The sequence below is a fragment of the Ferrimonas sp. YIN67 genome (assembly GCF_057219095.1).
On record NZ_JBXVVJ010000009.1, the window covers coordinates 55,412 to 81,519 of the forward strand.

Sequence of the window (26,108 nt, forward strand, 5' to 3'; positions counted from 1 at the left end):
CTGAGACAAAACGGCACCCCCAGGGGTGCCGTTTTTGATCCCACAGCTTGGTGTCCTGGCCATCAACCGAGTCGGGAAATAAAAAACCGGCCATGGTGGCCGGTTTTTAAAGTAGCGGGGTGATTAGCCTTTGCGCTTGAGGGTCAGGGTGCTGCCACCGGGCTTTTTCTTTGTCGGCTTGGCTGGCTTGTCGCTGCTCGTCTTGTTGGGATTGACGTAGACAGTTTTAGGGTTGGCCGGTTCCTGACGACGAGCCTTGCCGCTGTTTGCCCCGTCACTGCGCTGTGACTGGCTCTGTTGGGGGCGATCGAGGACACCACGGCCTTCGCCCATGCCGCTGGGGCGACGGGGACTTCCGCTGCGTGGTTTGTCTGGACGTGTTTCACTGCCTGGTTTGATCCGTTTGGCGGGGCGAATATGGCCTTCGGCGGCGGTTTTGCTGGAGCCCGCTACGGCGGCGTTCAACTCGGCCATCTCGGTGGCGGTGAGATCTCGCCATTGACCCGGGCGCAGGCCCTCCACCGACACATTCATGATGCGGGTGCGCTTGAGCGCGGTCACTTCGTAATCCAGGTATTCACACATGCGGCGGATCTGCCGGTTCAGCCCCTGGGTCAGGATGATTTTGAATACGAACTTGCTCACCACGCTGACCTTGCACGGTTTGGTCACGGTACCAAGGATCGGCACGCCTCGGGACATCCGCTCGATAAAGCGCTCTGAGATGGGCTTGTCGACGGTGACCACGTATTCCTTATCGTGAGCGTTCTCCGCCCGCAGGATCTTGTTGACGATGTCGCCGTCGCTGGTCAGGAAGATCAATCCTTCTGAAGGCTTATCCAGTCGGCCGATGGGAAAGATCCTTTTCTTGTGGCCGATGGCATCGATGATGTTGCCCTGAACGTCGCGCTCTGTGGTGCAGGTGATCCCGATGGGTTTGTTGTAGGCGATGTAGATCCGATCTGCTTTATCTGCCGCACTGGCGCGGATCCGCTTGCCGTCCACCTCCACGCTGTCGCCAGGCTGCACCTTGGTGCCCAGCTCAGGATAGCGCCCATTGATGGTGACCCGGTTTTGCTCGATCAACTTGTCGGCTTCGCGGCGGGAGCAGAAGCCGGATTCACTGATGAATTTGTTCAGGCGTTTTTCGGTCATGGCGGTCACATCGTTCGGTTAAAGGTTGGCCGGGGGCGGGCGGCACTTTAAAGCATAAGGGGAAGGATGGGAAATCGGTAACCGGGATTTTGCCGAGTGAGACCGCAAACGGGGAGCTGTGCCCCCGTACTGGGTTATTGCAGGGTGGCGATAAACTTGTCGGACTCGGCGATGGCCCGGTTCATCTCGCTAATCACCTTCTGCACCTCGCCTTCCAGGGCATCGAACTCGCGTCCAATGGCGCCAACGGCCCGGGCGTTGAGGTTGTGTTTCAGGTAGAGTTCGTTGTCCTTGAGGCGGCGTAACACCGGCTCCATCTTGGCTTCGGCCTGGCGCATGGCCACCAGCATGGCGTCGTAGCGTCGGCGGGTTTCCCGCAGCTGGGTTTGACTGTCCCGGCGCAGGTTGGCGGACTGGTACTGCTCCAGTTCTTCCTGCCACTCCTCAAACATCGCCTCGGCCACGCTGTCGACCCCGTTGATGCGATCACGCACTCGGTTGGCGGCGTCGAGGGCATCCTCGTATTCGTCTTTTACTTCGTCATAGACGGCTTCCAGATCGCCGCCATCGAAGGCGACCAGGGTTTTCAGATGCTCCAGTGCCGAACCAAACTGTTGCTGAGCCTCCTGCTGGCTTTCCTGGGCATCCTCGACCCGATCCGCCAGGATCTCCCGTTTGTGGTAGCCCACTTTCTCGGCGGCGGCGTAGTAGGCACTCTGACAGCCTCCCAGGGTCAGTGGCAGGGCGAGTGCCAAGATTAATAATAGGCGTTGCATAGTCGCTCCTAAGTAAAGGATCAGGACGGATAGCGGGCGGCATCTATGATGGCCCAGAGGTGGGCGATTCCGGCGATCACGGCCGGCACAATGAGCCACCAGGTGGCATAACCGATCACGGTTACCAGGAAAAACACCAGGGCAGCCAGGATCCGCCCCTGTACCAGTTGACCAAGCCCGGGAATGAAGAAGCTGCAGATCGCCGCGATAACGTTACCTGTGGAGCCCTGTGCCATATTTCCTCCCAAAAGGCTTTGTAATTTGGTCTGATCTCTGGAAATGTTGCCTTAATGTAAGCACAGTCGCCAGAAGTTTTTATGGAGAGTCGTAAATGAAGGTGCCGCAATGGGTTGAACGTCTGCAGCGGGCGGATTGGCGCCATGGATTGGGATTTATCCCATTTTGCTGGGAGCGGAGCCAGCGTATTGGATTGCAGATCACCGCCGGTCATCTGGCCTATGTCACCCTGCTGTCTCTGGTGCCTATGATGGCCGTTGTCCTGTCGGTTTTTTCGGCTTTTCCTGGGTTTGAAGGGGCTCGCGCCGAGTTGGAGTCCTTCGTCTACCAGAATTTTGTTCCGGCCGCTGGCGATACGGTCCAGCAGTACCTGACTGAATTTGTCGGGAATGCCTCGAAGATGACCGCGGTGGGGGTGTTGGCGCTGGCCGTCGTGGCCCTGCTGCTGATCTCCAATATCGATAAGGCGCTGAATCGGATCTTTGCCATCAAGAGCCATCGGCGTTGGGTCTACTCCTTCTCCTTGTACTGGATGATCCTGACCCTGGGGCCGATCCTGATGGGAGCAAGCATTGCGGTGACCTCCTACGTGGTGTCCCTCAAGGTGTTTTCCGAAACGGGCTTTTCCGGTGTTTACGCCTTCTTCATCGGTCGCCTGCCCCTGTTGCTGTCGGTGGCGGCATTTACCATGCTCTATACCCTGGTGCCGAATATGCGGGTGCGGTTTCAGCATGCCTTGCTGGGGGCGTTTCTCGCCGCGATGCTGTTTGAAGCCAGCAAGAAGGGCTTCGCCTGGTATGTCACCACTTTTCCCTCCTATGAAGCGATTTACGGTGCCCTGGCGGTGATCCCCATCCTGTTTGTCTGGGTCTATTTGTCGTGGCTGATCGTGCTGCTGGGGGCGGCGATCACGGCGGCGATCCCCGAGTACTTTGATGCCGGTAGCCGGGCTTGCACCGAGGGGAAGGGCGCGGGATCATAGCGCTCATTTTAAGAGCCAGAGAGAACGAGAATGATCGCACTGATCCAACGGGTATCCAGGGCCAAGGTGGAAGTGGCCGACGAGGTGGTGGGTGCCATCGATGGCGGCCTGTTGGTGCTGCTGGGGGTTGAACGAGACGATGATGCCGACAAGTTGAAACGTTTGGCGGATAAGGTAATGAAGTACCGTGTTTTTGCCGACGATGACGACAAGATGAACCTGAATGTCCGTGACGTCGGAGGCAGTTTGTTGGTGGTCAGTCAGTTCACCCTGGCGGCAGACACCAAGAAAGGGCTACGGCCGAGCTTCTCCTGCGCGGCCGCTCCGGTGGATGCCGAAAAGTATTATGAAGCCTTTGTCGCCTATTGCCGCAGCCAGGGGGTGAAGGTGGAGACTGGGCAGTTTGGCGCCGACATGCAGGTGTCGCTGGTCAATGACGGCCCGGTGACCTTTTCGTTGCAAGTTTAAGAGCAGTTATTAGTTGTTAGCCATTAGTTCTTAGCGCGGGAACACAAGCTGCGTTTGGACTCACAAAACAGACAGGGCCGCTCCATTGGGGCGGCCCTGTTGTTCTAACAGCTGTCAGCGATAAGCTAGCGACTAACCGCGACGGCGGTTTATTCGTTCAGGGCCGCCTTGAAGCGGCGTAGCAGGGACTTGATCTTGCGAGTATTGTCCGGGCCCATGCGGATCATCACCTTGTGGGCATCGGAGTAATCCTCGATGGCCGGATCGGCATATTGGTAGTTCACCGTATGGCTTTCCAGCAGCAGTGGCTGTTCGTATTCCGGAGCACGCAGCAACAGGTCGATGGCGCTGAGCAGGGTGCCGCGGAAGCGTCCGGCGTCATAGCCCAGCTCCTGATAGGCTTCATCCAGCAGGGGCTCCACCCTCAGGTATGTATCCCGTAGCAGATCCTCTTTGAGGCGATAGAGGAAGTCGGCATGCTTGTCATAGCGGCGGTATCCCTCCGGATCCAGATACAGGCTGTTGTTTACCTCCAGGGCAATAAAGTCCTGCTTCAGAGGCTCAAACGGACCCTGCTGGCGCATGACTTCGCCCCCGGCCAGGTTATCGACGAAGACGACAAGGCGACGGAACAGGTTATTGTCGCGCACGGCGGAGTCGATCATCATGCCATCGGCGATCAGGTTGAGTTGTTCCTGGGCAAAGGGATCGCTGTTATCCAGTCCCGGGAGGGGATCCGGTTGTACCACGGGCTCGACTTCCTCAACCGGCTCTGGTTTCGCCTCGGGTTCAGGGATCGGCTCCGGTTTCGGTTCTGGCTCAGGCACCGGCTCAGTGGGCAAGGGTTGCTCGGGTAGGGTTGGTTCATTCACCACTACCTGGGGCACAGGATCGGGCTCAGGCGCCGGGGCCTGTCGGAGGAAGTAGTACCATCCGGCACCACAGGCAATCATTACCAGCAATACCACAATCAGGGCGAGCTGGTTGAGATTGGAACGGCTCTGATCGTCATCGTCTTGATACATTAGGAACACTCATCTTCCTGATTTGAATACCTATTGTGACGAGTTTGGCGCCGGAGTCCAGCACCGCCGTCACGCTTGGGGTTTTGCGTTTTGTAAGCAAGTCTGTCCAAAGATCAGGCTTGCCCGTAGATCTCCCGCCCGGCCAGCCAACGATCGATGATGGCGGGCACGCAGCGGGGGTGTTGCTGCATCAGGTGCTGGGCCAGGCGCTGTACCTGAGGGATCAGGTGGGCATCCCGGACCAGATCGGCGATCTTCAGCTCTGCCAGTCCTGTCTGCCGGGTGCCCAGCACTTCACCCGGCCCCCGGATCTCCAGATCGCGCTGGGCGATCAAGAAGCCATCATTACTCTCCCTGAGCACACCAAGGCGAGCCATGGCCGTTTTGGACAGCGGCGGGTGGTACAGCAGGACACAGTGGCTGGCCACTTTCCCTCTTCCGACACGGCCTCGTAGCTGATGCAACTGGGCCAGGCCCAGTCGTTCAGGGTTTTCGATGATCATCAGGCTGGCGTTGGGGACGTCGACGCCTACCTCGATCACCGTGGTGGCGACCAGCAGATGCAGTGCGCCGCTCTTAAAGGCGTCCATGATGCCCTGCTTTTCGTCCGCCCTCATGCGACCGTGCACCAGGCCAACCTTCAACTCCGGCAGGGCTTTTGTTAATTCCTCCGCCGTATCTTCCGCCGCCTTACACTGCAGGACCTCGGATTCATCGATGAGGGTGCACACCCAGTACGCCTGGCGGCCGCCGGCACAGGCTTGGCGTACTCGCTCGATCACCTCGGGGCGCCTGGTGTCCGCAATCGCCGCCGTGCTGATTGGGGTTCGTCCCGGAGGCAGCTCATCGATCACCGAGACATCCAGATCGGCGTACGCCGTCATGGCCAGGGTACGTGGGATCGGGGTGGCGGTCATGATGAGCTGATGGGGGTAACGACCATCTTTCAGGCCCTTTTCCCTCAGTTCCAGTCGCTGGTGGACGCCAAACCTGTGTTGCTCATCGACGATGGCCAACGCCAGGTGATCAAAGCTGACGGCAGACTGAAATATGGCGTGGGTACCCACCACCATCTGGGCCTCGCCACCGGCAATGGCCGCCAGGGTCGTATCTCTGGCTTTGCCCTTGAGCTTACCTGCCAACCAGGCGACCTCAATGCCTAATGGCTTGAACCAATTGGAAAATGCCAGGGCATGCTGCTCCGCTAACAACTCAGTGGGCGCCATCAGGGCGACCTGACAACCCTGGCCGATGGCGGTCAGGGCAGCGAGGGCAGCCACCAGGGTTTTTCCCGATCCAACATCCCCCTGTACCAGGCGCATCATGGGCTCGGTGCCAGCCAGATCGGCACGGATCTCCCGAACCACTCTCTGTTGTGCATCGGTGGGGGAAAAGGGCAGGCTGGCCAGGAAGTCCTCTTCCAACGTCGGGATGATCGTCAGCGGCAGGGCTTGATGGCCACCAAGGTTGGCACGCATCTGCAGCATCGACAGGTTTTGTGCCAGCAACTCCTCCAGCACCAGGCGCTGCTGGGCCGGGTGCTCTCCGGCTTCCAGTTGCGCCAGGCTGACGTCCGGCGCCGGTCGATGGATAAACTGGATGGCGTGGGAGAGGGGGAGTTGGTCCGGATAGAGGCCGTCGGGTAATAACTCTGGCAAGGGTTTGCGTGCCAGCAGCTTGAGGGCTTCATCGGAGAGTTTTCTGAGGCTGGCCTGCTTGAGCCCCTCGGTGGCCGGATAGACAGGCGTCAGGCTGTTTTCCAGCAGGGGGTAGGTCTGCTCGCCAAGTACGTGGTACTCGGGATGGATGATCTCCAGACCCTTGAGTCCGGCTCGGATCTCGCCAAAGGCACGCACCTGTGCACCGATGCGAAAGCTCTCTTTCTGACCCAAAGCAAAATTAAAAAAACGTAGGGTGATGGGGCCACTGGGATCCACCAGTTTGACCGTCATCATCCGCTTACGGCCATAGCTGACGTGGGCGCTGAGTACTTCGCCTTCGATGGTGGCGTGCTGGCCGGGTGTCAATTCGGCAACGGGCCAGACTCGGGTCCTGTCCTCGTAGCGCAGTGGCAGGTGGAAAAGCAGATCTTGGACCGTCATGATCCCAAGGCGTGCCAGCTTCTGTGCCAGCTTGTCACCCACGCCCTTGAGGGTGGTAATGGGCAGTTCCGCCAGGGGATCCAAAGTGGCAAGAGCAGTCACGGGCGCGATTCCAATTACTGTACGTTTGTCCAGATAATAGCAGCCCGTGACTTAAGGATCAGCCCCTTATGGAGCCGATGGGATGGCGTTATTCCGCTTCCCAAAGGATCGCTTCGTTGCGCATGGTGCTGATGGTCTCGCCGTAACGCTGCTCCAGAACGTGACGCTTGATCTTCAGCGTGGGCGTCAGAACCTCATTCTCTACGGTCCAGGGCTCGTTAACGATCAGTACACCACCGACAACTTCGTGGGACTCCAGGTGGGCGTTAACCAGGCGCAGGGTGGACAGCAGTGATGCCTTGACTTCGGCTTGCGGCAGCAGGGCAGCCCCCTCCGATAGCTGGACCAGTGCCACTGGATAAGGGGCGCCGGAGCCAATGACGCAGACCAGCTCGACATGACTGTCCTGGGCGAATTTGCGCTCAATCGGCACTGGGCTGACGTATTTACCCTTGGCGGATTTAAAGTTGTCTTTGACCCGGCCAATGATGGTGACGAAGCCATCGGCATCGATCTCAGCTTGATCACCGGTGCGGAAGAAACCCTCTTCAGTAAAGGCCTGTGCCGTTGCTTCGTCATTGCCGTAGTAACCAGAGAACAGTCCCGGACTCTTAAACAGCAGCTCCTGGTTGTCGCCGATCTTCACCTCGCAGTCGATCCCAGGTGCCCCGACCGTGCCGATCTTATCGGCACGAAATGGCAGGTTAAGCGTGGCATAGGCACCATTTTCCGTCATGCCCCAGGCTTCGGTGATGTTCATGCCGATCCCTCGATACCACTCCAGCAGGGCCGGGGACACGGGGGCGGAGCCACACCCGAGTACCTTGGCACTGGCAAGGCCCAATTGGGTTCGGATCTTTTTGGCGACGATGTTTTTGATGATAGGCAGCTTCAGCAGCAGTTCCAGCTTGCTGCGGCCCACCTTGTCGATGATGTTCTTCTGGAACAGGGTCCATAGGCGCGGTACGGAAAGGAAAAAGGTAGGCTGGGCGACCTTAACGTCCTCGATAAAGGTGTCGAGGCCCTCGGCGAAATAGGCCGTCATGCCGCAGTAGATGCTGGATGCCTGGATGTAGACCCGCTCGGTAATGTGCGCCAGGGGCAGGTAGCTGATCACCCGGTCCTGGGGGGTGGCCCCCAGGTGCTTGCTGACCGTGCTTCCCGCCCAGCTGTAGGCCCGGTAGGTCTCGACGGCTCCCTTGGGATCGCCGGTGCTGCCGGAGGTGTAGATGATGGTCATCACTTCATCCAGCTGTGGCCTGGGCTCGTCCAGTGGCCCAGCCATTTCAACCAGTTGGTGCCAGGCATATTGAGTTGGCAGGCTGGGGTAGGACATGTCAAAGCGCAGCAGGTCGTCGGGAATGGCATTGGCTTGGGATTGGGGATCATCCAGCTTGCCGATGAACACCGCCTTGGCACCCGAATGCCTGAGTACATAGCGGATGGTGTCTTCGTTGGCCGTCGGATAGATGGGGATGGAGATGTAACCTCCGGCCTGGAGGGCCAGATCGGCAATAAACCATTCGGCGCAGTTTTTGGATAGGATGGCCACCTTTTCGCCACGCTCCAGTCCCAAGTGGCGCAGGGCACCGGCGAGGCGGTAGGCCAGCTCACGGGTTTGGGCCCAGGTATAGTCGGTGAGCTGGCGCCCTTTGGGCTGACGCAGAAAAACCTGATCCGGTTGTTGCTGGCACCAGTGATCCAGCATATCGAGCGGCGTGCGAAGGTCGTTGCTCATTATTCTCTCCAGTCTTGTATCGTTATGGGCCGTATTCGGCCTCTGATCGGGCACGTTTCATGACGTAGCCTCTATATCCGACAGTATGGCGCTGGCGGGCACGACTCAGATAGCAAAAACCGGTCGTACCAGTCCCAAAAGTAACGGATAAGTAACAAAAACTGTAGACAACAGGGGTGAACGTGCAAAATAAAAAGCGGCCTCTGGGGCCGCTTTTTGTTTGGTGCTTAGAGACTCGCCTCATCATCCAGGTGTTCCCAAGCGCTGCGGTTCATCTGCACCTTTTGCCACCAGCTGTCGTCGGCCTGGATCTGGCCCAGCTCATCGATATGAGGGTAAGGCAGACCTTTCTGCCGACAGATCTTGGCAAAGATGGGGTGGCCCCCCTCGAACAGATGGCGCTGGCAGAGCGCCTCATCCAGCTTGCGCTGGCCATACTGGCCAGCTCCTTGGCGCTGACGCTGGGCTTCATAGAGAATGAGGGCGGCCGCCACGGAGACATTGAGGGACTGTACCATGCCCACCATGGGGACGATGATCTCCTGATCGGCCAACGCCAGGGCCTCGGCGCTGATCCCGTCACGCTCATTGCCCATCATTAGGGCTGTCGGCTTGGTATAGTCGATCTCCCGGTAGTCTTTGGCCGAGTCCGACAGGTTGGTGACGATCACCTGCATCCCCTGCTCGCGAAAATGCCTAACCGCCTCGGCAGTATTATTGTGGCTGCGGATATCGACCCACTGACTCGAGCCCGATGCCTTGTGATTGGAGATCCGGCCCTGCTCGGCCAGCCAGATGGCATGGACCTCGGGGATCCCGACGGCATCGGCGGTGCGGATCACGGCGGACAGGTTATGGGGTTTATGGATATGCTCCAGGCAGACAGTCAGGTCCGGCTGGCGGTTATCCAGCATGGCATTGATGCGGGCGAGGCGTTCTGGGCTCATATTGTTTGACTCTGTGAATACAACAACGGGGACCTCAGGCCCCCGTTTTCTTGGGATAATGGGGGCTTACAGCACCATCACACCGTCCATCTCCACCAGCACACCCTTGGGCAGCTCTTTGATGCCGACGGCGGCGCGGGCCGGGTAGGGCTCCTGGATGTACTGACCCATAATCTCGTTGATCTTGGCGAAGTTGGCCAGGTCCAGCATGAAGATGTTCAGTTTGACGATGTCCTGCAGGCTGCCGCCTGCGGCTTCACATACGGCTTGAAGGTTTTTAAAGACCTGGACTACCTGGGCCTCAAACTCTTCGCTGACCTTCTCCATGGTGACGGGATCCAGTGGGATCTGACCGGACAGGTAAACGGTGTTGTCGACCTTGACGGCCTGGGAGTAGGTGCCAATGGCGGCGGGCGCCTTGTCGGTATGGATAATGATTTTCTCAGCCATGAGGGGGTCCTTAGTTACGTCCTCGGGAGGCGCGCATCACCTCTGGCAGCACCCGGATCTTGCGCAAAACATTGGCAAAATGCACCCGGTTGGCCACCGTCAGGGTCATGTTGATGGCGTAGATCCGCCCGTCTTTATCTTCGGTATTCAAATTCTGAATATTGGCTTCGGCACTGGCCACGACCGAGGTCAGCTTGGCCAATGCGCCCTGGTGGTTGACGATCTCGACTCGCAGTTCGGTGACGTACTCGGCATCCACGTCATCGGTCCACTCTACCGGCATAAACTTCTCCGGATCGGACTCCATGGACTTGACGATGTTGCGACAGGTGTCTCGGTGGACCACCAGCCCCTTGCCCGGACTGATATGAGCCACCACGTCATCACCCTCGATGGGGCGACAGCATTTGGCGAAAGTGACCAGCATCCCCTCGGCACCCTTGATGGGCAGTTTGGAGTCTTCCCGTGCCTTGAGGGAGTCGGCATCACCACGAAGTCGCTGGGCGACTACCAGGCTCATCACATCGCCAAGGCCGATGGCGGAGAGCAGGCTGTCCAAGTTGTCGTAGTTGGAGTCCGCGATCACGCTCTGAACCTGATCTTCAGCAATGTCATCCAGGCGCAGCTCCCCCAGGGCGTGGTTGAGCAGGCGGCGGCCCAGGTTGACGGACTCCGTCTGTTCGACGTTTTTCAGTACCTGGCGGATCTTGGCGCGGGCCTTGCCCGAGACCACAAAGTTGAGCCAGGCCGCATTAGGCCTGGCACCCGGCGCAGTGATGATCTCAACGGTCTGACCGGATTTGAGCGGCTGGCTTAGTGGGTAGGCCTTGCGGTTGACCCGGGCGCCGACACACTGGTTGCCCACATCGGTGTGGACTGCATAGGCGAAATCGACGGCGGTTGCGCCCACTGGCAGTTCGAGGATACGGCCCTTGGGCGAGAATACGTAGATCTCGTCCGGGAACATATCGTTCTTCACCGATTCAATAAATTCGAAGGAGTTGCCAGCACTCTGCTGCAGCTCCAGCAGGCTCTGCATCCATTTACGGGCACGGATCTGCGTGGTGGTCGCGTTGTCATCGTCGCTCTTATAGAGCCAGTGCGCGGCGACACCCTTGTCGGCCATCTGATCCATATCCTCGGTGCGGATCTGGATCTCCACGGGCACCCCGTGGGGGCCAAACAGGGAAGTGTGCAGACTTTGATAGCCGTTGGCCTTGGGGATGGCGATGTAATCCTTGAAGCGACCGATCATCGGCTTATACAGGGTGTGCATCGCTCCAAGGGCACGGTAACTGGTGTCGATGCTGCTGACGGTGATGCGACAGGCATAAATGTCCATCACCTGTTCAAACTGGATCTCTTTGTTCACCATCTTGTTGTAGATGGAGTAGAGGTTTTTTTCGCGGCTGCGCAGGCGATAGTCCACGCCCAGTTCATCGAGCCGGCCTATGATGGCGGCCTCGATGTTGTTCATGATCTCCTTGCGGTTACCACGAGCCTTGGAGACCACCTCTTTCAATACCCGATAGCGCATCGGATACATGGCGCGGAAGCCCAGATCCTCCAGTTCGTTCTTAACGTTATGGATCCCCAGGCGATTGGCCAGCGGGGCGTAGATCTCGAGGGTTTCCCGGGCGATACGGCGACGCTTGTCCGGACGCAGGGCGCCCAGGGTGCGCATGTTGTGGGTACGGTCAGCCAGCTTGATGAGGATCACGCGGATATCCTGCACCATGGCCATGACCATCTTGCGGAAGTTTTCTGCCTGTGCCTCTTCCCGATCGCGGAATTTGAGCTTATCGAGTTTGGAGACCCCTTCGACCAGCTCTGCAACATCATCACCGAACAACTCCGCCAGCTCTTCCTGGGTCGTTTCGGTGTCTTCAATTACATCGTGGAGCAGGGCAGCCATCAGCGTCTCGTGATCGAGGCGCATTTCGGCGAGGATGCGGGAGACTGCAACCGGATGGGTAATATAGGGATCGCCGCTGGAACGCATCTGCCCCTCGTGGGCATCCCGGGCACAAATGTATGCCTGGGTGAGCTGCTCCACCTGCTCGGGTTCGAGATAACTGGATGCCAGTTCCTTCAGGCTTTCAAACAGGTACAACGGCGACCTCCGAATTGCTGCCGATGACGCAAAAACGCTGCACTTTTGGTGCAGCGTTTCCGGGTCACGGGTCTTACAGGGTGCGGCCCTCGGCGATCGCAGCAACGGCGGCCAGTTCGGCGGCTTCCTTTTCGCGCTCGGCTTGGCGCTCCTGCTCATCCAGCGTGTTGGAGTTGATCAGGCCTTGCTCGATCTCGCGCAGGGCGATCACGGTGGATTTATCGTTCTCTTCGTCAACCAGAGCTTCTTTGCCCTGAACGGACAGCTGGCGTGCGCGGCGGGCAGCAACCAGGATCAGGTCGAAACGGTTGCCGATCTTATCTACGGCGTCTTCTACAGTAACTCGTGCCATTTACGAGGAACTCCTGTCTGTGAACGATTGGAAAAATGACGCAAAAGTGTACATGAAGTCAGCTATTGTGCCAACAGATCTTCAAGCATAACACTGTGGGCTTCCACCTGCCTAGCAAGACGGCTACGTTGTGACTGGACAATCGCTTTGAGATCGCCCAGGGCCGTGTCGAAATCTGCATTGACGATAACGTAATCGAACTCGTCATAGTGGCTCATTTCGCTCAGGGCTTCTGCCATGCGACCCGCGATCACTTCTTCGCTGTCCTGCCCCCGGCTGCGCAGGCGTTGCTCCAACTCGGCGCGGGACGGTGGCAGGATATAGACACCGACGGCGTCCGGGATCAGCGCCTTCACCTGGCGGGCACCCTGCCAGTCGATGTCGAGGAAGACATCGATCCCCTGCTCCAGGGTTTGCTCAATGGTGATCTTGGAGGTGCCATAGAAGTTGCCGAACACTTCGGCATACTCGAAGAAGGCGCCCTGCTGGATCAGTGCCTTGAAACGTGGCACATCGACGAAGTGGTAGTGAACGCCATCCACTTCTCCCGGGCGCATGTCGCGGGTAGTGGTGGAGACGGAGACCTGCATATCGGCGGGCTTGTCCTTCAGCAGTGCGCTGATCAGTGAGGATTTGCCGGCGCCACTGGGGGCGGCGAGGATAAACAGATTGCCACGACGAGACATGGTATGAGTTCCTGAAACAGTCAATGCCAGCACAGTGTAGGCGGCTTCATAGGCGCTGGGTGCGCGAAAGCGTCGAGGCGGGGCCTCAACCGTGAAATTGAGGCGCGAAATGTTAACACGGAGCAGAGTGGCGGCCAAGTGGCAGGCGCATCACCTTGCGCGCTTTGTGGCAGGCCGGGATAACCATGCCGGGTCACTCAGGGGTCTGTCAGCCATTGCACCAGATTGAGCAGCCCGAGGCCAATCGCCAGCCATTGCCAGAAACGCACCGGATCCCGTTGCAGCAAGGGCCGCTCCTGGCGACTCTGCAGCAGCGCCTTTGAAGGCTGGGTGAGATCCGTCAGCAGATCCGAATAGGCCGGATAACGTTGCTTGGGATTGACCGCCACCGCCCGGCGCAGCACTTCATCGAGCCAGAAGGGCAGATCCGGCCGATGCTGTTGCACCGTCAGATAACGCCACTCTTCCAATTTATCTCTCCGTGCCTTGCCCGGGTAGGGCAGCTCACCGGTCAGCATCTCGTAGGCGATCACCCCCAGGGAGAACTGATCGCTGCGGTGATCGGCGCTGAGCGCCAGGATCGATTCCGGTGCCGTGTAATGGGCACTGCCCTGGGCGCACTCCTCGCCGAGCCGATCGGCCCGCTCGCTGAGGCTGGCCACCGCCGTGGCGCCGAAATCCACCAGTTTGAGCTGGCCCTGATGATCGATCATCAAGTTCTCCGGCTTTAGATCCCGATGCACCATGTCCAACCGCTGCATCGCCCGAAGGGCGGAGACGGCTTGCGTCAGGATGGGCCGACACTGGGCCAGGCTGGGTTTGGGGTGATCCTGCATCCACTGGCGCAGGGACTGGCCTTCGATGGGCTCGCACAGCAGGTAGAGGAAGGGGCTGTCGGCCGGGGCCGGCTGAGTCTTCATCAGGTTGGGATGGCGAAATTGACTGCCGATCCAGGCTTCATGAATGAAGGCCTGCAGATAGAGGGGATCGTCCTCAAAATTGGCCGAGGGGGCCTTGAGTGCCCACTCCTGGCCGGTTTCGCCGTCCCGGGCCCGATACAGGTGGGAGCGGGGGCTGGCGTGCAGCACTTCGAGGATCTCAAACCCATCCAATTTCTGGCCCGGCTTGAGCACGGGTGGAATGCGTCGTTGGTACAGGGCCTGGTCCAGACTGGCCCGATCGGTATCGGGCAGGGCGTCCACCCGCACCAGCAGGCAGCTGAGGTTGTCGTCGGAGCCGTTGGCCAACGCCTGTTTAACCAGGGTTCGGCTGAGTCGTTCGAGATCCGTCTGCAGCGGTGCATCGGCCAGCAGGGTTTCGAACTCTTGGGGGGAGACAAAGTCATGCACGCCGTCACTGGTGAGGAGGAAGAGATCATTCACTTCCAGCTCGGTCTGGCTGAGATCGACCTCAAGGTGGGGATCGGCCCCCAGGGCACGGGTCAGTACCTGGCGCTGGCCCAGCTGGCGTTGATGGCTATGGCTTAAGATCTCCAGTTTGCCGCCGCGCAGGCGGGCGATGCGGCTGTCTCCCACCTGCAGGAGGAAGGCGGTGTGGGATTTGAGGATCACCGCGCTGAAGGTGGTGAGCCATTGCTGCTCGGCGCTGCGGCTGAGCATGAAACGGTTGATCCCATCCAGCACCTTGGCGGCGCTGCGGCCGGTACTCCAGCTGGGCGGGGTGTCCTGAAAGTCACAGATGAAGTCGCACACCGCCAACTGAGCCGCGGCGGCGGCGTGGCTGGCGGAGGAGACGCCGTCGGCCAGGGCGGCGATCTGGCCCTTGTAGTAGCTCTGCACCGGATCGCCGGCCCGGGCGGCAAAGGCATCCTGATTTTCCGGCTTAAGCCCGGCGATCGAGTGACCGCCGAGGCTCAGCTTGGGATCGCGCAGCGGGACTGCGCGCTCCGTCAGGGGGTGATCGGGGTTAGCCGACATTGATCAGCTCCACACTGCCGTCCTCTTTGACTTCCGCCATATGGCCCTTGGGCTCCTTGAGCAGGAACAGGGCGGCCAGACCCACCAGGGCGGTGGCGGCGATAATGAGGAAGAATGCCTGATAACTGACCATGGATAAAGCGGTCAGGTAGACCACGGCACCGACGTTGCCATAGGCACCGGTCATGCCGGCAATTTGCCCGGTCAAACGGCGCTTGATCAGGGGCACGGTGGCGAACACCGCGCCTTCTCCGGCCTGGACGAAGAAGGAGCAGGCCATGGCAGCGGCAACGGCGAGGAACAGGGGCCAGCTGCTGTCGATCATCGCCATCAGGCCGTAGCCCAGGGCCAGGCCGGCGGTGAGGATGATCAGGGTCTTCTTGCGACCGAACTTATCGGACAGCCAGCCGCCACCGGGACGGGAAGCCAGGTTCATAAAGGCGTAGGCCGAGGCCAGCAGGCCCGCATAGACCATGTCCAGCTCGAAGGTTTCGGCGAAGAACAGCGGCAGCATGGAGACCACGGCCAGCTCGGAGCCGAAGGTGGCAAAGTAGAGCACGTTCAGTACGGCAACCTGCTTGAAGGGGTAGCGGTGCATCTCGGGGACATCGGCGCTGAACAGGCCTTTGTTGATCTCTATGGTCTTGGCGGCTTCCAGCAGGTAGAGCAGCACCAGGCCGGCGTAGGCCACCCAGGTCACGGTCTCGCTGAGCAGGGCCACGCCATTGGGTGACAGCTTCCAGGTCAGCAGTGCCAAGGCGCCGTACATGGGCAGTTTCATGATCAGCAGGAACAGCAGATCGCCTCGGCTGGTCACTTCCATGGCGCCGGACTTCTTCGGCTTGAAGTAGGTCGAGCCTTTGGGCGTGTCGGTGACGTTGAGGTACCAGATCACGCTGAACACCAGGCTCAGGACGCCGGTCAGGGCGACGGCGTAGCGCCAGGCCTCGGGACCGCCGATCAACAGGGTGATGGCGGGCAAGCTCATGGCCGCCGCCGCGCTGCCGAAGTTACCCCAGCCGCCGTAGATCCCTTCGGCGGTGCCCAGCTCGTTGGCGGGGAACCATTCAGAGACCATGCGAATGCCGATCACAAAGCCGGCACCAATGCCGCCCAGCAGGAAACGCGCCAGGGCTGCGGTCTCGAAGTCCTGGGCGAAGGCGAAGGCGAAGCAGGGCAGGCTGAAGATGGCCATCAGCGCCGCATAGGTGAGACGGGGGCCGAAACGGTCGGTCAGCATGCCGATGATCACCCGGGCCGGGATGGTCAGGGCGACGTTGAGGATCAGCAGGGTCTTGATCTCGGCAGGCGTCAGGCCGAGGGTTTCCTGGACCACGCCGAGCAGGGGCGCGAAGTTAAACCACACCACGAAGGTGATGAAAAAGGCCATCCAGCTGAGGTGGAGGACTTTCATTTTTCCGGTGAAGGAAAAGATCTTAATACCTGTGTCCATCGGTAAACACTCCTTGTATTGCATGGCGGCGGCACGGCGACTGAGCGCGACCGCCCAACCCGGGGCCGGCACGGCCCAAGGTGAGGGGGAAGGGCGCCGGGGCGCCCAAAGCGAAATGGTTGGGGTTAGCTGGCCAGCTGAACTAAGCCGTCCTGTACCCGGACCGGGTAGACCGGCAGCTGCACCTGCTCATCCTGCAGGCACTGGCCGGTGCGCAGGCAGTAGTGGTGCTTGTACAGGGGCGAGGCGACGGTGAGCCGGCCCTTTATCTCGGCGATCAGGCCGCGGGACAGCACGTTGGCGCCGCCGAGGGGATCGTGGTTGCCCACCGCGTAGAACTGGTCGTCGCCGGTGCGGAACACTGCAACCTGGGCGTCGCCAAGTTGGGCGCACACGCCACTGCCGGGCACCACGTCATCCTGGGGGCAGATATCTATCCATTGGCTCATGAGGAAACCTCCAATACGTCAATACGTTGTTCTTGCGAAAATTCGGTTTTCGGGGCGGGGCGGATCTGGCCCCGCTCGGGAATAAACTGCACCGCGGCATCGGGTTCATCGCTGTTGATGAAGTGGCTGAAGCGCTTGAGCTTCTGCGGATCTTCCAGGGTCTTCTTCCACTCACATTCGTAGGTGTCGACCAGGTGGGCCATCTGGGCTTCCAGTTCGGCACACAGGCCCAGGCTGTCCTCGATCACCACCTGTTGCAGATGCGCCAGGCCGCCTTCGAGGTTCTCCATCCAGACCGAGGTGCGCTGCAGGCGGTCGGCGGTGTGGACGTAGAACATCAGGATCCGGTCGATGTACTGGATCAGGGTTGCGTCGTCGAGATCCGTGGCGAACAGATCCGCATGGCGGGGACGCATGCCGCCGTTGCCGCAAACATAGAGGTTCCAGCCGTTTTCGGTGGCGATCACGCCGAAGTCCTTGCTCTGGGCCTCGGCACATTCTCGAGTACAGCCGGAGACGGCCATCTTCACCTTGTGCGGTGAGCGTACGCCGCGGTAGCGCTCTTCAATCGCGATGGCCATACCGGTGCTGTCCTGCACCCCGTAGCGACACCAGGTGCTGCCGACACAGGATTTCACCGTGCGCAGGGCCTTGCCGTAGGCGTGACCGGTCTCGAAGCCCGCCTCCACCAGCTTTTCCCAGATGGGGGGCAGCTGGTGCAGCTGGGCACCGAACAGATCGATCCGCTGGCCGCCGGTGATCTTGGTGTAGAGGTTGTATTCCTTGGCGATCTCACCGAGGACGATCAGCTTGTCCGGGGTGATCTCACCGCCGGGCACGCGGGGCACGATGGAGTAGGTGCCGTCCTTCTGCATGTTGGCGAGGAAGTTATCATTGGTGTCCTGCAGCTGCAGGTGGGCGGGATCCAGGATGTGATCATTCCACTGGGAGGCCAGCATGGAGCCGACCGCCGGCTTACAGATCTCACAGCCGTGCTCGCCCTTGCCGCATTCCCGCAGGACGGCGTCGAAGGTGCGCAGCTCCTTAACCCGGACCATCTCGTACAGCTCGGTGCGGCTGTGGCCGAAGTGCTCACAAAGGTCGGTATTCACCTCCAGTCCCATCTTGGCCAACTGGCTGTTGAGCACGTCGCCCACCAGCGCCGAACAGCCGCCACAGCCGGTACCGGCCTTGGTGCAGGCCTTGAGTTCGCCCAGATCGTGGCAGCCATCTTCAATGGCGGCGATCAGGTCCCCCTTGGTGACGTCGTGACAGGAACAAATGTGCGCGCTGTCCGGCAGCATGTCGACGCCCATGGCCGGAGCGGCACCGCCTTCCGCGGCGGCGGGGAACAATAGGGTTTCCGGTGGCTGTGGCAGGGGAATGTCGTTGAGGCACAGTTGCAGCCAGTTGCCGTAGTCGCTGCTGTCGCCCACCAGGACGGCGCCGAGCAGCTTGGTGCCGGACTCATCCACCACCAGTTTCTTGTACACGCCGGTGGCTTCGTCGGTGAAGCTGTAGCTCAGGCTGCCCTCGCTGTTGCCGTGGGCATCACCGATGCTGGCGACCTCGACGCCCAGCAGCTTGAGCTTGGTGCTCATGTCGGCGCCGGTAAAGGCGCTGTCCTGTTGGCCTTGTAGGTGCTGTGCCGCCACCTTGGCCATGGTGTAACCCGGCGCGACCAGGCCGAAGATCCGGCCCTGCCACAGGGCACATTCGCCGATGGCGTAGATCTCGGGATCCGAGGTGACACAGTGATCGTCGATAACAATGCCGCCGCGCTCGCCGATCTCGAGATCCGCCTGGCGGGCCAGCGCGTCCTGGGGACGAATGCCGGCGGAGAACACCAGCATGTCCGTATCCAGGGTGGTGCCATCGGCAAACTGCAACTGATAGCGGGTGGGCGCATCGCTGTCCGGGTGCGGGGCGATGTTCTGGGTGTTCTTCTCAGTGTGAACCCGCACGCCGAGGGCTTCGATCTTCTCCCGCAACAGGGCGCCGCCGCCGCCATCCAGCTGAACCGCCATCAGGCGGGGGGCGAATTCCACCACATGGGTTTCCAGCCCCAGGGTCTTGAGGGCATTGGCCGCTTCCAGGCCGAGCAGGCCGCCGCCGATCACCACGCCCACCTTGCTCTGCTGAGCCGAGTCCTGGATCGCTTCGAGATCCTCAATGGTGCGGTAGGGGTGAATATGGGGCTGATCTTTGCCCGGTACCGGCGGAATGAAGGGGAAGGAGCCGGTGGCCAGCACCAGCTTGTCGTAGCTCAGGCTATCACCGCTCTCCAGCTGCACGGTTTTGCCCTGCCGATCGATGCCGGTGACCCGGGCGTTGAGCTGATATTGAACGCCCGCTTGCTGGTACTGAGCCTCGTCGGTCAGGGCCAGGGTACTGGCGTCGCCGGTCTCGAAGAACTTGGTCAGCTGGACCCGATCATAGGCCAGTCGGGATTCTTCGCTGAAGGTGACGATCTCAAATTGGTCTTCCGCACTCAGGGCATCGATCAACTTGTGTCCGACCATGCCGTTGCCGACGACGACGATGCGTTGCTTGGGGGTGAGTTCACTCATGGGGCTACTCCTAATAAAATTCGGTGTGTTCGGGCTTAGGCGCTCAGCGCCTGTGGCATGCCGGACTGCGTCAGGGGGCCGAACCAGGCCAGTTGATCGGCCAGGCTGACGACCTCACCGATGACGATCAGGGTCGGGCTTTGCAGTTGATGAATTTGGCTGTCCTGCACCAGCTGACTGAGCTGGCTGGCGATCACCCGTTGCTCGGGACGGCAGCCCTGCTCGATGAGGGCGGCGGGGGTATCCAGCGGCATACCCTGAGCCGTTAGCTCGGCGGTGATCTTGGGTAACTGGCTCAGGCCCATGTAGAACACCAGGGTCTGGTTGCCCCGGGCCAGGCCTTGCCAATCTATGTCAGGTCCCGCCTCACCGCTTTGGGCGTGGCCGGTGACGAAGGTGCAGGCCTGGGCCAGGCCACGGTGGGTCAGGGGAATGCCGGCGTAGCTGGTACAGCCGCTGGCGGCGGTAATGCCGGGCACGACTTCGGTCTGGATCCCGGCCTGATGCAGGCGCAGCATCTCCTCGGAGCCGCGGCCGAAGATGAAGGGATCGCCACCCTTGAGTCGGCAGACACGGAGGCCTTTTTGGGCCAGCTCGACGATCACCTCGTTGAGCCGGTCCTGGCCGATGCTGTGGCAGTTTTTGGCTTTGCCGACGAACAGGGCCGTGGTGTTTTTGGGAAACAGGGCGCGGATGGCGTCGCTGACCAGGTTGTCGTAGAGGATCACATCGGCCTGCTCGATGCAGCGCAGGGCCTTGACGGTGAGCAGATCCGGATCGCCGGGGCCCGCACCCACCAGAGACACCCTGGGCGTTTGCCCGGAAGAGGCGCCGTCTTTTGCTGCTGTGGTTAAACTGTCCCTGTTCATACTGCATTCCTCGTTTGCATCGGCTGAGCCAGCGGTGCGCGTTCTGGCATGGCGCTCTGGCGTTCTGGCAAGGCCTATCGCAAAAGCGGTGCCAATATCACTTGGTGGGTAAAACTCAGATCTAAGCTGTTGTATGTAAAAGGCTTGTTCATATCGGTTTGGAGTGTTCTGGCAACAGTGCAGCCAAGGTGAATGCACAGATCTGCACAGCCGTGTTGCAGCCGCGTGCGATTTTGGTGCATTGCTGGCAGATGAGGCGTTGAAGAGAGGGGGTCCTTGGTTTTTTTCCTTTATTAAACAGTGCCATATTTGCTTTTGTCAGCATGGCGTCATCTTTGCACTGGGTTTGACTCATTGAGTCATTTGTATTGAGCCAAAGGAGTGCAGCGATGTCACAAGGGACGACTCGGACCACCTGTCCCTACTGCGGAGTAGGCTGTGGAGTGCTGGCGAAACATCAGGATGGGATCACCACGGTGAGCGGCGATCCGGATCACCGGGCCAATTTCGGCAAGTTGTGCACCAAGGGCATGAATCTGGGGGCAACCACAGATCCCGAGGGCCGTTTGCTCTATCCGCAGATCCGCGGTCAGCGCGAAAGCTGGTCCCGTGCGTTGGCCTATGCCGGCAGTCAGTTGCGTGACACCCTGGATCGCCATGGCCCCGACTCGGTGGCGTTTTATGTCTCGGGTCAGTTGCTCACCGAGGATTACTATGTCGCCAATAAGCTGATGAAGGGCTTTATCGGCAGCGGCAATATCGATACCAACTCCCGGCTGTGCATGTCCTCCGCCGTGGCGGCCCACAAACGGGCACTGGGGGCGGATGCGGTGTCCGGCTGCTATGCCGATCTGGAGCTGGCGGATCTGGTGGTCCTCACCGGCTCCAACCTGGCCTGGTGCCATCCGGTGCTGTACCAGCGCATTCTGGCGGCCAAGGCGAAGCGGCCCGAGATGAAGCTGGTGGTGATCGATCCCCGCCGCACCGCCAGTTGTCATGGCGCCGATCTGCACATTGCGCTCAAGGCTGGCACCGACATCAGGTTATTTAATGGTCTGCTGCACTACCTGCGTGAGCAGGGTCAATTGACGCCAGACCGACTGGCCTCACTGGATGAGGTACTGCCGACGCTGGAGCTGGCGGCACGAGCCGGTGATGTGGCGCAGGTGGCGGCGGCCATCGATGTTGACGTCGACGCCGTAACTCAGCTGTTTGACTGGTTTGCGGCGACCGACAAGGTGGTGACGGTGTTTTCCCAGGGCATTAACCAATCGGATCGAGGGGTGGATCAGGGCAACGCCATCCTTAACTGTCACCTGGCCAGTGGCCGCTTCGGCAGGCCCGGCGCCACCGCCTTCTCCATTACCGGTCAGCCCAATGCCATGGGCGGTCGTGAGGTCGGCGGTCTGGCCAATACCCTGGCGGCGCACATGGAGTTTGGCGATGTGGAAGCGCATCAGCGGATCAGCCGGTTCTGGCAGGTCGACACCCTGGCCACCGAGCCGGGCCTGAAGGCGGTCGATCTGTTCGACGGGATCGAAAGCGGCCAGATCAAGGCGGTGTGGATCATGGGCACCAATCCGGCGGTGAGCCTGCCCGACTCGGCGCGGGTACGCAGGGCGCTGGCGGATTGCCCCCTGGTGATCGTCTCGGATTGCGTGGCCCAGACCGACACCACGGCATTGGCCGATGTGTTGCTGCCGGCGCAAGGCTGGGGCGAGAAGGATGGCACTGTGACCAACTCGGAGCGGCGGATCAGCCGTCAACGGGCGTTTCTGCCGCCTGCCGGAGAGGCCAAGCCGGATTGGTGGATCATCTGTCAGATGGCCAAGGCGATGGGCTTTGGCCACGGCTTCGAGTTTGCCAGTGCGGCGGCGATCTTCCGTGAACACGCCGAGTTATCCGGCCTGGACAATGCGGGCGATCAGCGACGGGACTTTGATATCTCGGCATTGGCACAATTAAACGAACGGCAGTACGACGCCCTGGCGCCGCTGCAGTGGCCGCAACCCGCGGGAGGGCCGTTGCAGCTACAGGATCAGCGTCTGTGTGCCGATGGCCGCTTCTTTACGGCCGAACAGCGGGCCCGACTGGTACCCATTGCCGCCCCTGTCTCAAGGGTGCCCGCAACGACGGAGAGGGGCATGCGGCTGAACTCCGGCCGTTGGCGCGATCAGTGGCACACCATGACCCGCACAGCCAAGGCCGGCAAGCTGAACCAACATGCGCCCGAGCCCCTGGTGCAGTGCCACCCTAGGGACGCCGGGCAACAGCAACTGCGAGACGGCCAGCTGGTGCGGCTGAGCAATGGCCAGGGTGAGGCAGTGCTCAAGCTGCAGATCACCGATGCGGTGAGGCCGGGGGAGCTGTTTATGCCCCTGCACTGGAATGGTCAGTTTGCCTCCCAGGCCTGGATCAACGATCTGGTGGCACCGCTGTGCGATCCCATTTCCGGTCAACCGGCCTTTAAGCAATCCCAGGTTCAGATAGAGCCGGTCTCCGTATCCAGCGTCGCGACGCTGCTGAGCGTCAGGCCACTGTCTCTGGGTGGCATGCGGTATTGGAGCCGGATCCCGGTCGACGGAGGCTTCCTCTACCATATCGCGTCCGAACTGAGTCCGACGGCCCTGGCACAGACTTTGGCACTGCGCCTGCCCCGGCAGGGACAGTGGCGCCGGCTGCAGGGGCGCTCCGGTGCGCGAACCTGTGTGGCCATGAGCGATGGCGACCGGTTGCAGTGGCTATGGGAGATCGGTGCCGACAGCGACAGCCTGCTCGGCAGCGGCTTCAGTGAGCTGCTCAGCCAGCCGTTCGAGGCCCGTCAGTTGCGTCATATCCTGGTGCCCAAAAGCCGGGCAACCGGGGCCATGCTGTGCGCCTGTCGTCAGGTGACTGAGCGGCAGGTGAGTGAGGCCATTGCTGCGGGGGCCGACTCGGTGGCGGCACTGGGCGAGTGCACCGGCGCCGGCCTCGGCTGTGGCTCTTGTCAGGGCGACTTGGCGGAGCGGTTGCATCTGGCCCCGATCCCATTGCGTGAGATCAGTTAGAGCAGGCGGAGGATGGATAAAGGTTACCTATCGGCCTTTCTCGAGGGGGAGCCGAGGGTAATTCATCTTTCTGCCGAGCGGAACTCGCGCAGGTACTTGTACACAGCGTGGCGGCTGATCCCCAGGCGTTCGGAGACCATGGCGGTGGCTTCTTTCAACTCGAAAATATTGCTATCAAACAGCACTCGGGTAATCGCTTTGTTTTTGCTCTTGGGGGTGATGCTGCTGTCCGCCTGAACATCGCTGATGGCTCGATCCAGTGAGTGCTGGATCACGTCATTGGCCGAGGTGCCAAAGTTCTCAGCGACGGCCACCGTGGGGCTGGCCATCTGCGGCATCATGGTTTTGATGATGTCGGAGAAGGAGTGCGACAGATTCATATTGACGCAAAACAGGCCAATGGCCTTGCCGCCTTCGCCTGCCAGTATCAGAGTCGTGGACTTGAGTAATTCACCGTCTTTGCCTTGGGTGAAATAGCTTTTCGGAGCAACCTCGCCATTTTTCTCATACTCCTTCAGCATTTTCAGTCCAAGATCGGTGATTGGCGAGCCAACCTGGCGCCCGGTGTGGTGACCATTGACGATCTTCACCACCGACTGATCAAAGCTCTCCAGAGAGTGGATCACCACTTCGCAATGGGGGCCAATAAGATCCGCCATGGAGTCGGCAAAGCGGAAGTAGTTGTTCAACAACTCGCGATCTTTATCGGAAAAAGTTATATGCAAAGATGCGGTCACAGAGGAGCCCTCAATAATGGAATGGGGTGGAAGGTCGTCGTTGATCTTAGCCAGTGGTTTGGGCCGAGTTCAAGCCACTAAGGTGCCACTGACAAAGGGAAAAGCGAAATGGCAAAACCATTTCGCTTTCATCACGGGTATTAACTGCTCAGTTCACCTTGCCAAACGATCCTTCGGTAACGCTCCGGGTTGGTGTCCCCTTCAGTGCTGAACAGCAGCACCACGGAGTCTTGATTTAGACCCAATTGCGCCATCTGCTCGGCGGCATTATCGCTGTTGGCGATGGCTACCAGCATGCCCAGACACAGGGCACCGGACTCACCACTGGTGATCGGCGCATCGCCTTTCAGCGGGTTGCCCAGCACACGCATGCCGGTGGCCGCCACCTTGTCGCTGCAGGAGGCGAACACCTGGCTGCACTGGCGCAGGATCGGCCAGGTCACCGGGTTGGGCTCACCGCAGGCCAGACCGGCCATGATGGAGCTCAAGTCGCCGCCAACGGCGGTCATCTCACCGGCTTCGCTGGTGCCGGAGCGGTAGATGCAGTCGGCCGCAGCTGGCTCAGCGATCACCGCAGTGAAGTTGTCGGCGCCCAGGGTATCGGCGTAGTAACCCAGCACACCGCCGGCCATGGCACCCACACCCGCTTGCAGCAGGATATGACTCGGTTGCTCATCCAGCGCCTTGGCTTGCTCCAGGGCCTCATCGGCCATGGTCATGTAGCCTTGGGAGATCCAGGTGGGGATCTGCTCATAGCCATCCCAGGCGGTATCCTGCACCAGCATCCAACCCTCTTTGTCGGCGGTTTCGCTGGCCAGACGCACGGTGTCGTCGTAGTTCACCTCGGTGACGATGCATTCGGCACCCAGGCCGCGGATGCGGTCGACGCTGGCCTGTGGTGAGCCCTTGGGCATGTAAACCACGGCCTTTTGCTTCATCTGCTGAGCCGCCCAGGCGATCCCGGTGCCATGGTTGCCCGCGGTGGCGGTGACAAAGGTGATCGGCGCCGGCAGCTGCTCGGCGATGCGGGCCAGATCGATCCGATCCAGCTCGATGTTCAGGTGCTGGGCCAGCACCTGACCCAAGGCATAGGAGCCACCCAGCACTTTAAAGGCATTGAGTCCAAAGCGATGGGATTCGTCCTTCACCAGCAGGGATTTGATCCCCAGTTGTTGGGCTAACTTGGGCAAAGACACCAGAGGGGTGGGCTGGTAGCCCTGGATCTGGCGGTGGAACTGACGAGCCTGCTGCGCCAATCGATGGCTGAACAGTGGGCTGTTCTCACCGTTGTAAAACCGGTTGCTTGCTAACGTGATCATGAACAAAAACTCGCTTTAACACTCAATGAGCCGAGATCACTCGGCGATGAAGGCGATGGCTTCCACTTCCACCAGGGCATCTTTCGGCAGACGGGCGACTTCGATGCAGGAGCGGGCCGGTGCAGAGGTGCCAAAGACTTCGGTGTAGACCTCGTTAAAGGCCGCGAAGTTTTCCATGTCGGAGAGGAAGCAGGTGGTTTTGAGCACCGTTTCCAGAGAGGCGCCACCTTGCTCCAGTACGGCTTTCAGGTTGGTCAGAGATTGGCGTGTCTGCTCAGTGATCCCACCCTCAACAAACGCCATGGTTTCCGGATCCAAAGGCAGCTGACCGGAAGTGAAGACAATATCCTTAAGACTAGTGCCTTGAGAGTAAGGGCCAATGGCGGCTGGGGCTTGTTCGGTATGGATGATTTTTTTCATGGTCAATTCCTCTGAAGGCCAGAATCGCAGACTGGCTCTGATCGGTTTTCAATAAGACTGCACTCGGACCTGGACTCTCAAACGCCGAATGCTCCGTATGACACTCGGTCAGTGTGGTGACGACAGACGGCATCAGCGCCAACGAAGTGCATTTCGGTTACCAAGTGTTGATGC

22 protein-coding genes are annotated in these 26,108 nt (G+C 60.2%); 3 read left to right on the forward strand and 19 right to left on the reverse strand.

Translation table 11 applies throughout. The features are described from left to right. Positions 1–123 precede the first annotated feature (123 nt). The 3 genes from rluF to AC2D8U_RS17160 form a co-directional block, all read right to left on the reverse strand. Positions 124–1,155, reverse strand: coding sequence for a 23S rRNA pseudouridine(2604) synthase RluF (rluF, locus tag AC2D8U_RS17150; protein WP_484620296.1), 1,032 nt, complete (start codon positions 1,153–1,155; stop codon positions 124–126). Between the two features lie 134 nt (positions 1,156–1,289). Further along, the gene (locus AC2D8U_RS17155; protein WP_484620297.1) at positions 1,290–1,931 is read right to left on the reverse strand and encodes a DUF2959 family protein; all 642 of its coding nucleotides are present in this window, start codon (positions 1,929–1,931) and stop codon (positions 1,290–1,292) included. A 20-nt stretch (positions 1,932–1,951) separates the two neighbouring features. Then, the gene (locus AC2D8U_RS17160; protein WP_484620298.1) at positions 1,952–2,167 is read right to left on the reverse strand and encodes a hypothetical protein; all 216 of its coding nucleotides are present in this window, start codon (positions 2,165–2,167) and stop codon (positions 1,952–1,954) included. 95 nt (positions 2,168–2,262) lie between these two features. Between AC2D8U_RS17160 and AC2D8U_RS17165 the strand changes: the two genes are divergently transcribed. Further along, positions 2,263–3,150, forward strand: a complete 888-nt coding sequence (locus AC2D8U_RS17165; protein WP_484620299.1) for a virulence factor BrkB family protein — start codon at positions 2,263–2,265, stop codon at positions 3,148–3,150. A gap of 30 nt (positions 3,151–3,180) precedes the next feature. After that, positions 3,181–3,618 carry a D-aminoacyl-tRNA deacylase gene (dtd, locus tag AC2D8U_RS17170; RefSeq protein WP_484620300.1) on the forward strand — a complete coding sequence of 146 codons (438 nt, stop codon included), beginning with the start codon at positions 3,181–3,183 and terminating at the stop codon, positions 3,616–3,618. 149 nt (positions 3,619–3,767) lie between these two features. Here the strand turns inward: dtd and AC2D8U_RS17175 are convergent, their stop codons facing one another. The 13 genes from AC2D8U_RS17175 to cobA all read right to left on the reverse strand — a co-directional run bounded on the left by AC2D8U_RS17175 (position 3,768) and on the right by cobA (position 20,411). Continuing rightward, the gene (locus AC2D8U_RS17175; protein ID WP_484620301.1) at positions 3,768–4,643 is read right to left on the reverse strand and encodes a DUF3014 domain-containing protein; all 876 of its coding nucleotides are present in this window, start codon (positions 4,641–4,643) and stop codon (positions 3,768–3,770) included. A 113-nt stretch (positions 4,644–4,756) separates the two neighbouring features. Continuing rightward, the gene (recG, locus tag AC2D8U_RS17180) at positions 4,757–6,829 is read right to left on the reverse strand and encodes an ATP-dependent DNA helicase RecG (protein WP_484620438.1); all 2,073 of its coding nucleotides are present in this window, start codon (positions 6,827–6,829) and stop codon (positions 4,757–4,759) included. A gap of 106 nt (positions 6,830–6,935) precedes the next feature. Then, positions 6,936–8,585 (reverse strand): AMP-binding protein, encoded by a 1,650-nt coding sequence (locus AC2D8U_RS17185; RefSeq protein ID WP_484620302.1) that lies wholly within the window; start codon positions 8,583–8,585, stop codon positions 6,936–6,938. Between the two features lie 227 nt (positions 8,586–8,812). Further along, a complete protein-coding gene (gene trmH, locus AC2D8U_RS17190; protein ID WP_484620303.1) occupies positions 8,813–9,532 on the reverse strand; it encodes a tRNA (guanosine(18)-2'-O)-methyltransferase TrmH in 720 nt (239 codons plus the stop codon). 66 nt (positions 9,533–9,598) lie between these two features. Then, on the reverse strand, positions 9,599–9,982 hold the full coding sequence (locus tag AC2D8U_RS17195) for a RidA family protein (protein WP_484620304.1): 384 nt from the start codon (positions 9,980–9,982) through the stop codon (positions 9,599–9,601). A gap of 10 nt (positions 9,983–9,992) precedes the next feature. Further along, positions 9,993–12,095 (reverse strand): bifunctional GTP diphosphokinase/guanosine-3',5'-bis pyrophosphate 3'-pyrophosphohydrolase, encoded by a 2,103-nt coding sequence (gene spoT, locus AC2D8U_RS17200; protein WP_484620305.1) that lies wholly within the window; start codon positions 12,093–12,095, stop codon positions 9,993–9,995. A 73-nt stretch (positions 12,096–12,168) separates the two neighbouring features. Next, complete coding sequence (rpoZ, locus tag AC2D8U_RS17205) at positions 12,169–12,447, reverse strand: DNA-directed RNA polymerase subunit omega (protein ID WP_484620306.1); 279 nt, start codon at positions 12,445–12,447, stop codon at positions 12,169–12,171. Between the two features lie 62 nt (positions 12,448–12,509). Beyond that, positions 12,510–13,133: a guanylate kinase gene (gmk, locus tag AC2D8U_RS17210; RefSeq protein ID WP_484620307.1), complete on the reverse strand. Its 624-nt coding sequence runs from the start codon at positions 13,131–13,133 to the stop codon at positions 12,510–12,512. A gap of 197 nt (positions 13,134–13,330) precedes the next feature. Continuing rightward, on the reverse strand, positions 13,331–15,070 hold the full coding sequence (locus AC2D8U_RS17215; RefSeq protein ID WP_484620308.1) for a bifunctional protein-serine/threonine kinase/phosphatase: 1,740 nt from the start codon (positions 15,068–15,070) through the stop codon (positions 13,331–13,333). Continuing rightward, complete coding sequence (locus tag AC2D8U_RS17220; RefSeq protein WP_484620309.1) at positions 15,060–16,523, reverse strand: NarK family nitrate/nitrite MFS transporter; 1,464 nt, start codon at positions 16,521–16,523, stop codon at positions 15,060–15,062. Before AC2D8U_RS17220 ends, AC2D8U_RS17215 begins: the two co-directional genes overlap by 11 nt. A gap of 125 nt (positions 16,524–16,648) precedes the next feature. After that, the gene (gene nirD / locus AC2D8U_RS17225) at positions 16,649–16,972 is read right to left on the reverse strand and encodes a nitrite reductase small subunit NirD (RefSeq protein WP_484620310.1); all 324 of its coding nucleotides are present in this window, start codon (positions 16,970–16,972) and stop codon (positions 16,649–16,651) included. Further along, on the reverse strand, positions 16,969–19,542 hold the full coding sequence (gene nirB / locus AC2D8U_RS17230) for a nitrite reductase large subunit NirB (protein WP_484620311.1): 2,574 nt from the start codon (positions 19,540–19,542) through the stop codon (positions 16,969–16,971). Before nirB ends, nirD begins: the two co-directional genes overlap by 4 nt. Positions 19,543–19,577: 35 nt before the next feature. Then, positions 19,578–20,411: a uroporphyrinogen-III C-methyltransferase gene (gene cobA / locus AC2D8U_RS17235; RefSeq protein WP_484620312.1), complete on the reverse strand. Its 834-nt coding sequence runs from the start codon at positions 20,409–20,411 to the stop codon at positions 19,578–19,580. A 389-nt stretch (positions 20,412–20,800) separates the two neighbouring features. Between cobA and AC2D8U_RS17240 the strand changes: the two genes are divergently transcribed. Further along, positions 20,801–23,458, forward strand: a complete 2,658-nt coding sequence (locus tag AC2D8U_RS17240) for a nitrate reductase (protein WP_484620313.1) — start codon at positions 20,801–20,803, stop codon at positions 23,456–23,458. A 62-nt stretch (positions 23,459–23,520) separates the two neighbouring features. Here the strand turns inward: AC2D8U_RS17240 and AC2D8U_RS17245 are convergent, their stop codons facing one another. The 3 genes from AC2D8U_RS17245 to AC2D8U_RS17255 all read right to left on the reverse strand — a co-directional run bounded on the left by AC2D8U_RS17245 (position 23,521) and on the right by AC2D8U_RS17255 (position 25,934). Then, positions 23,521–24,195, reverse strand: a complete 675-nt coding sequence (locus tag AC2D8U_RS17245) for a helix-turn-helix transcriptional regulator (protein WP_484620314.1) — start codon at positions 24,193–24,195, stop codon at positions 23,521–23,523. Positions 24,196–24,335: 140 nt separating this feature from the next. Further along, the gene (gene dpaL, locus AC2D8U_RS17250; protein ID WP_484620315.1) at positions 24,336–25,514 is read right to left on the reverse strand and encodes a diaminopropionate ammonia-lyase; all 1,179 of its coding nucleotides are present in this window, start codon (positions 25,512–25,514) and stop codon (positions 24,336–24,338) included. Between the two features lie 36 nt (positions 25,515–25,550). Beyond that, complete coding sequence (locus AC2D8U_RS17255) at positions 25,551–25,934, reverse strand: RidA family protein (protein WP_484620316.1); 384 nt, start codon at positions 25,932–25,934, stop codon at positions 25,551–25,553. Positions 25,935–26,108: the final 174 nt, after the last annotated feature.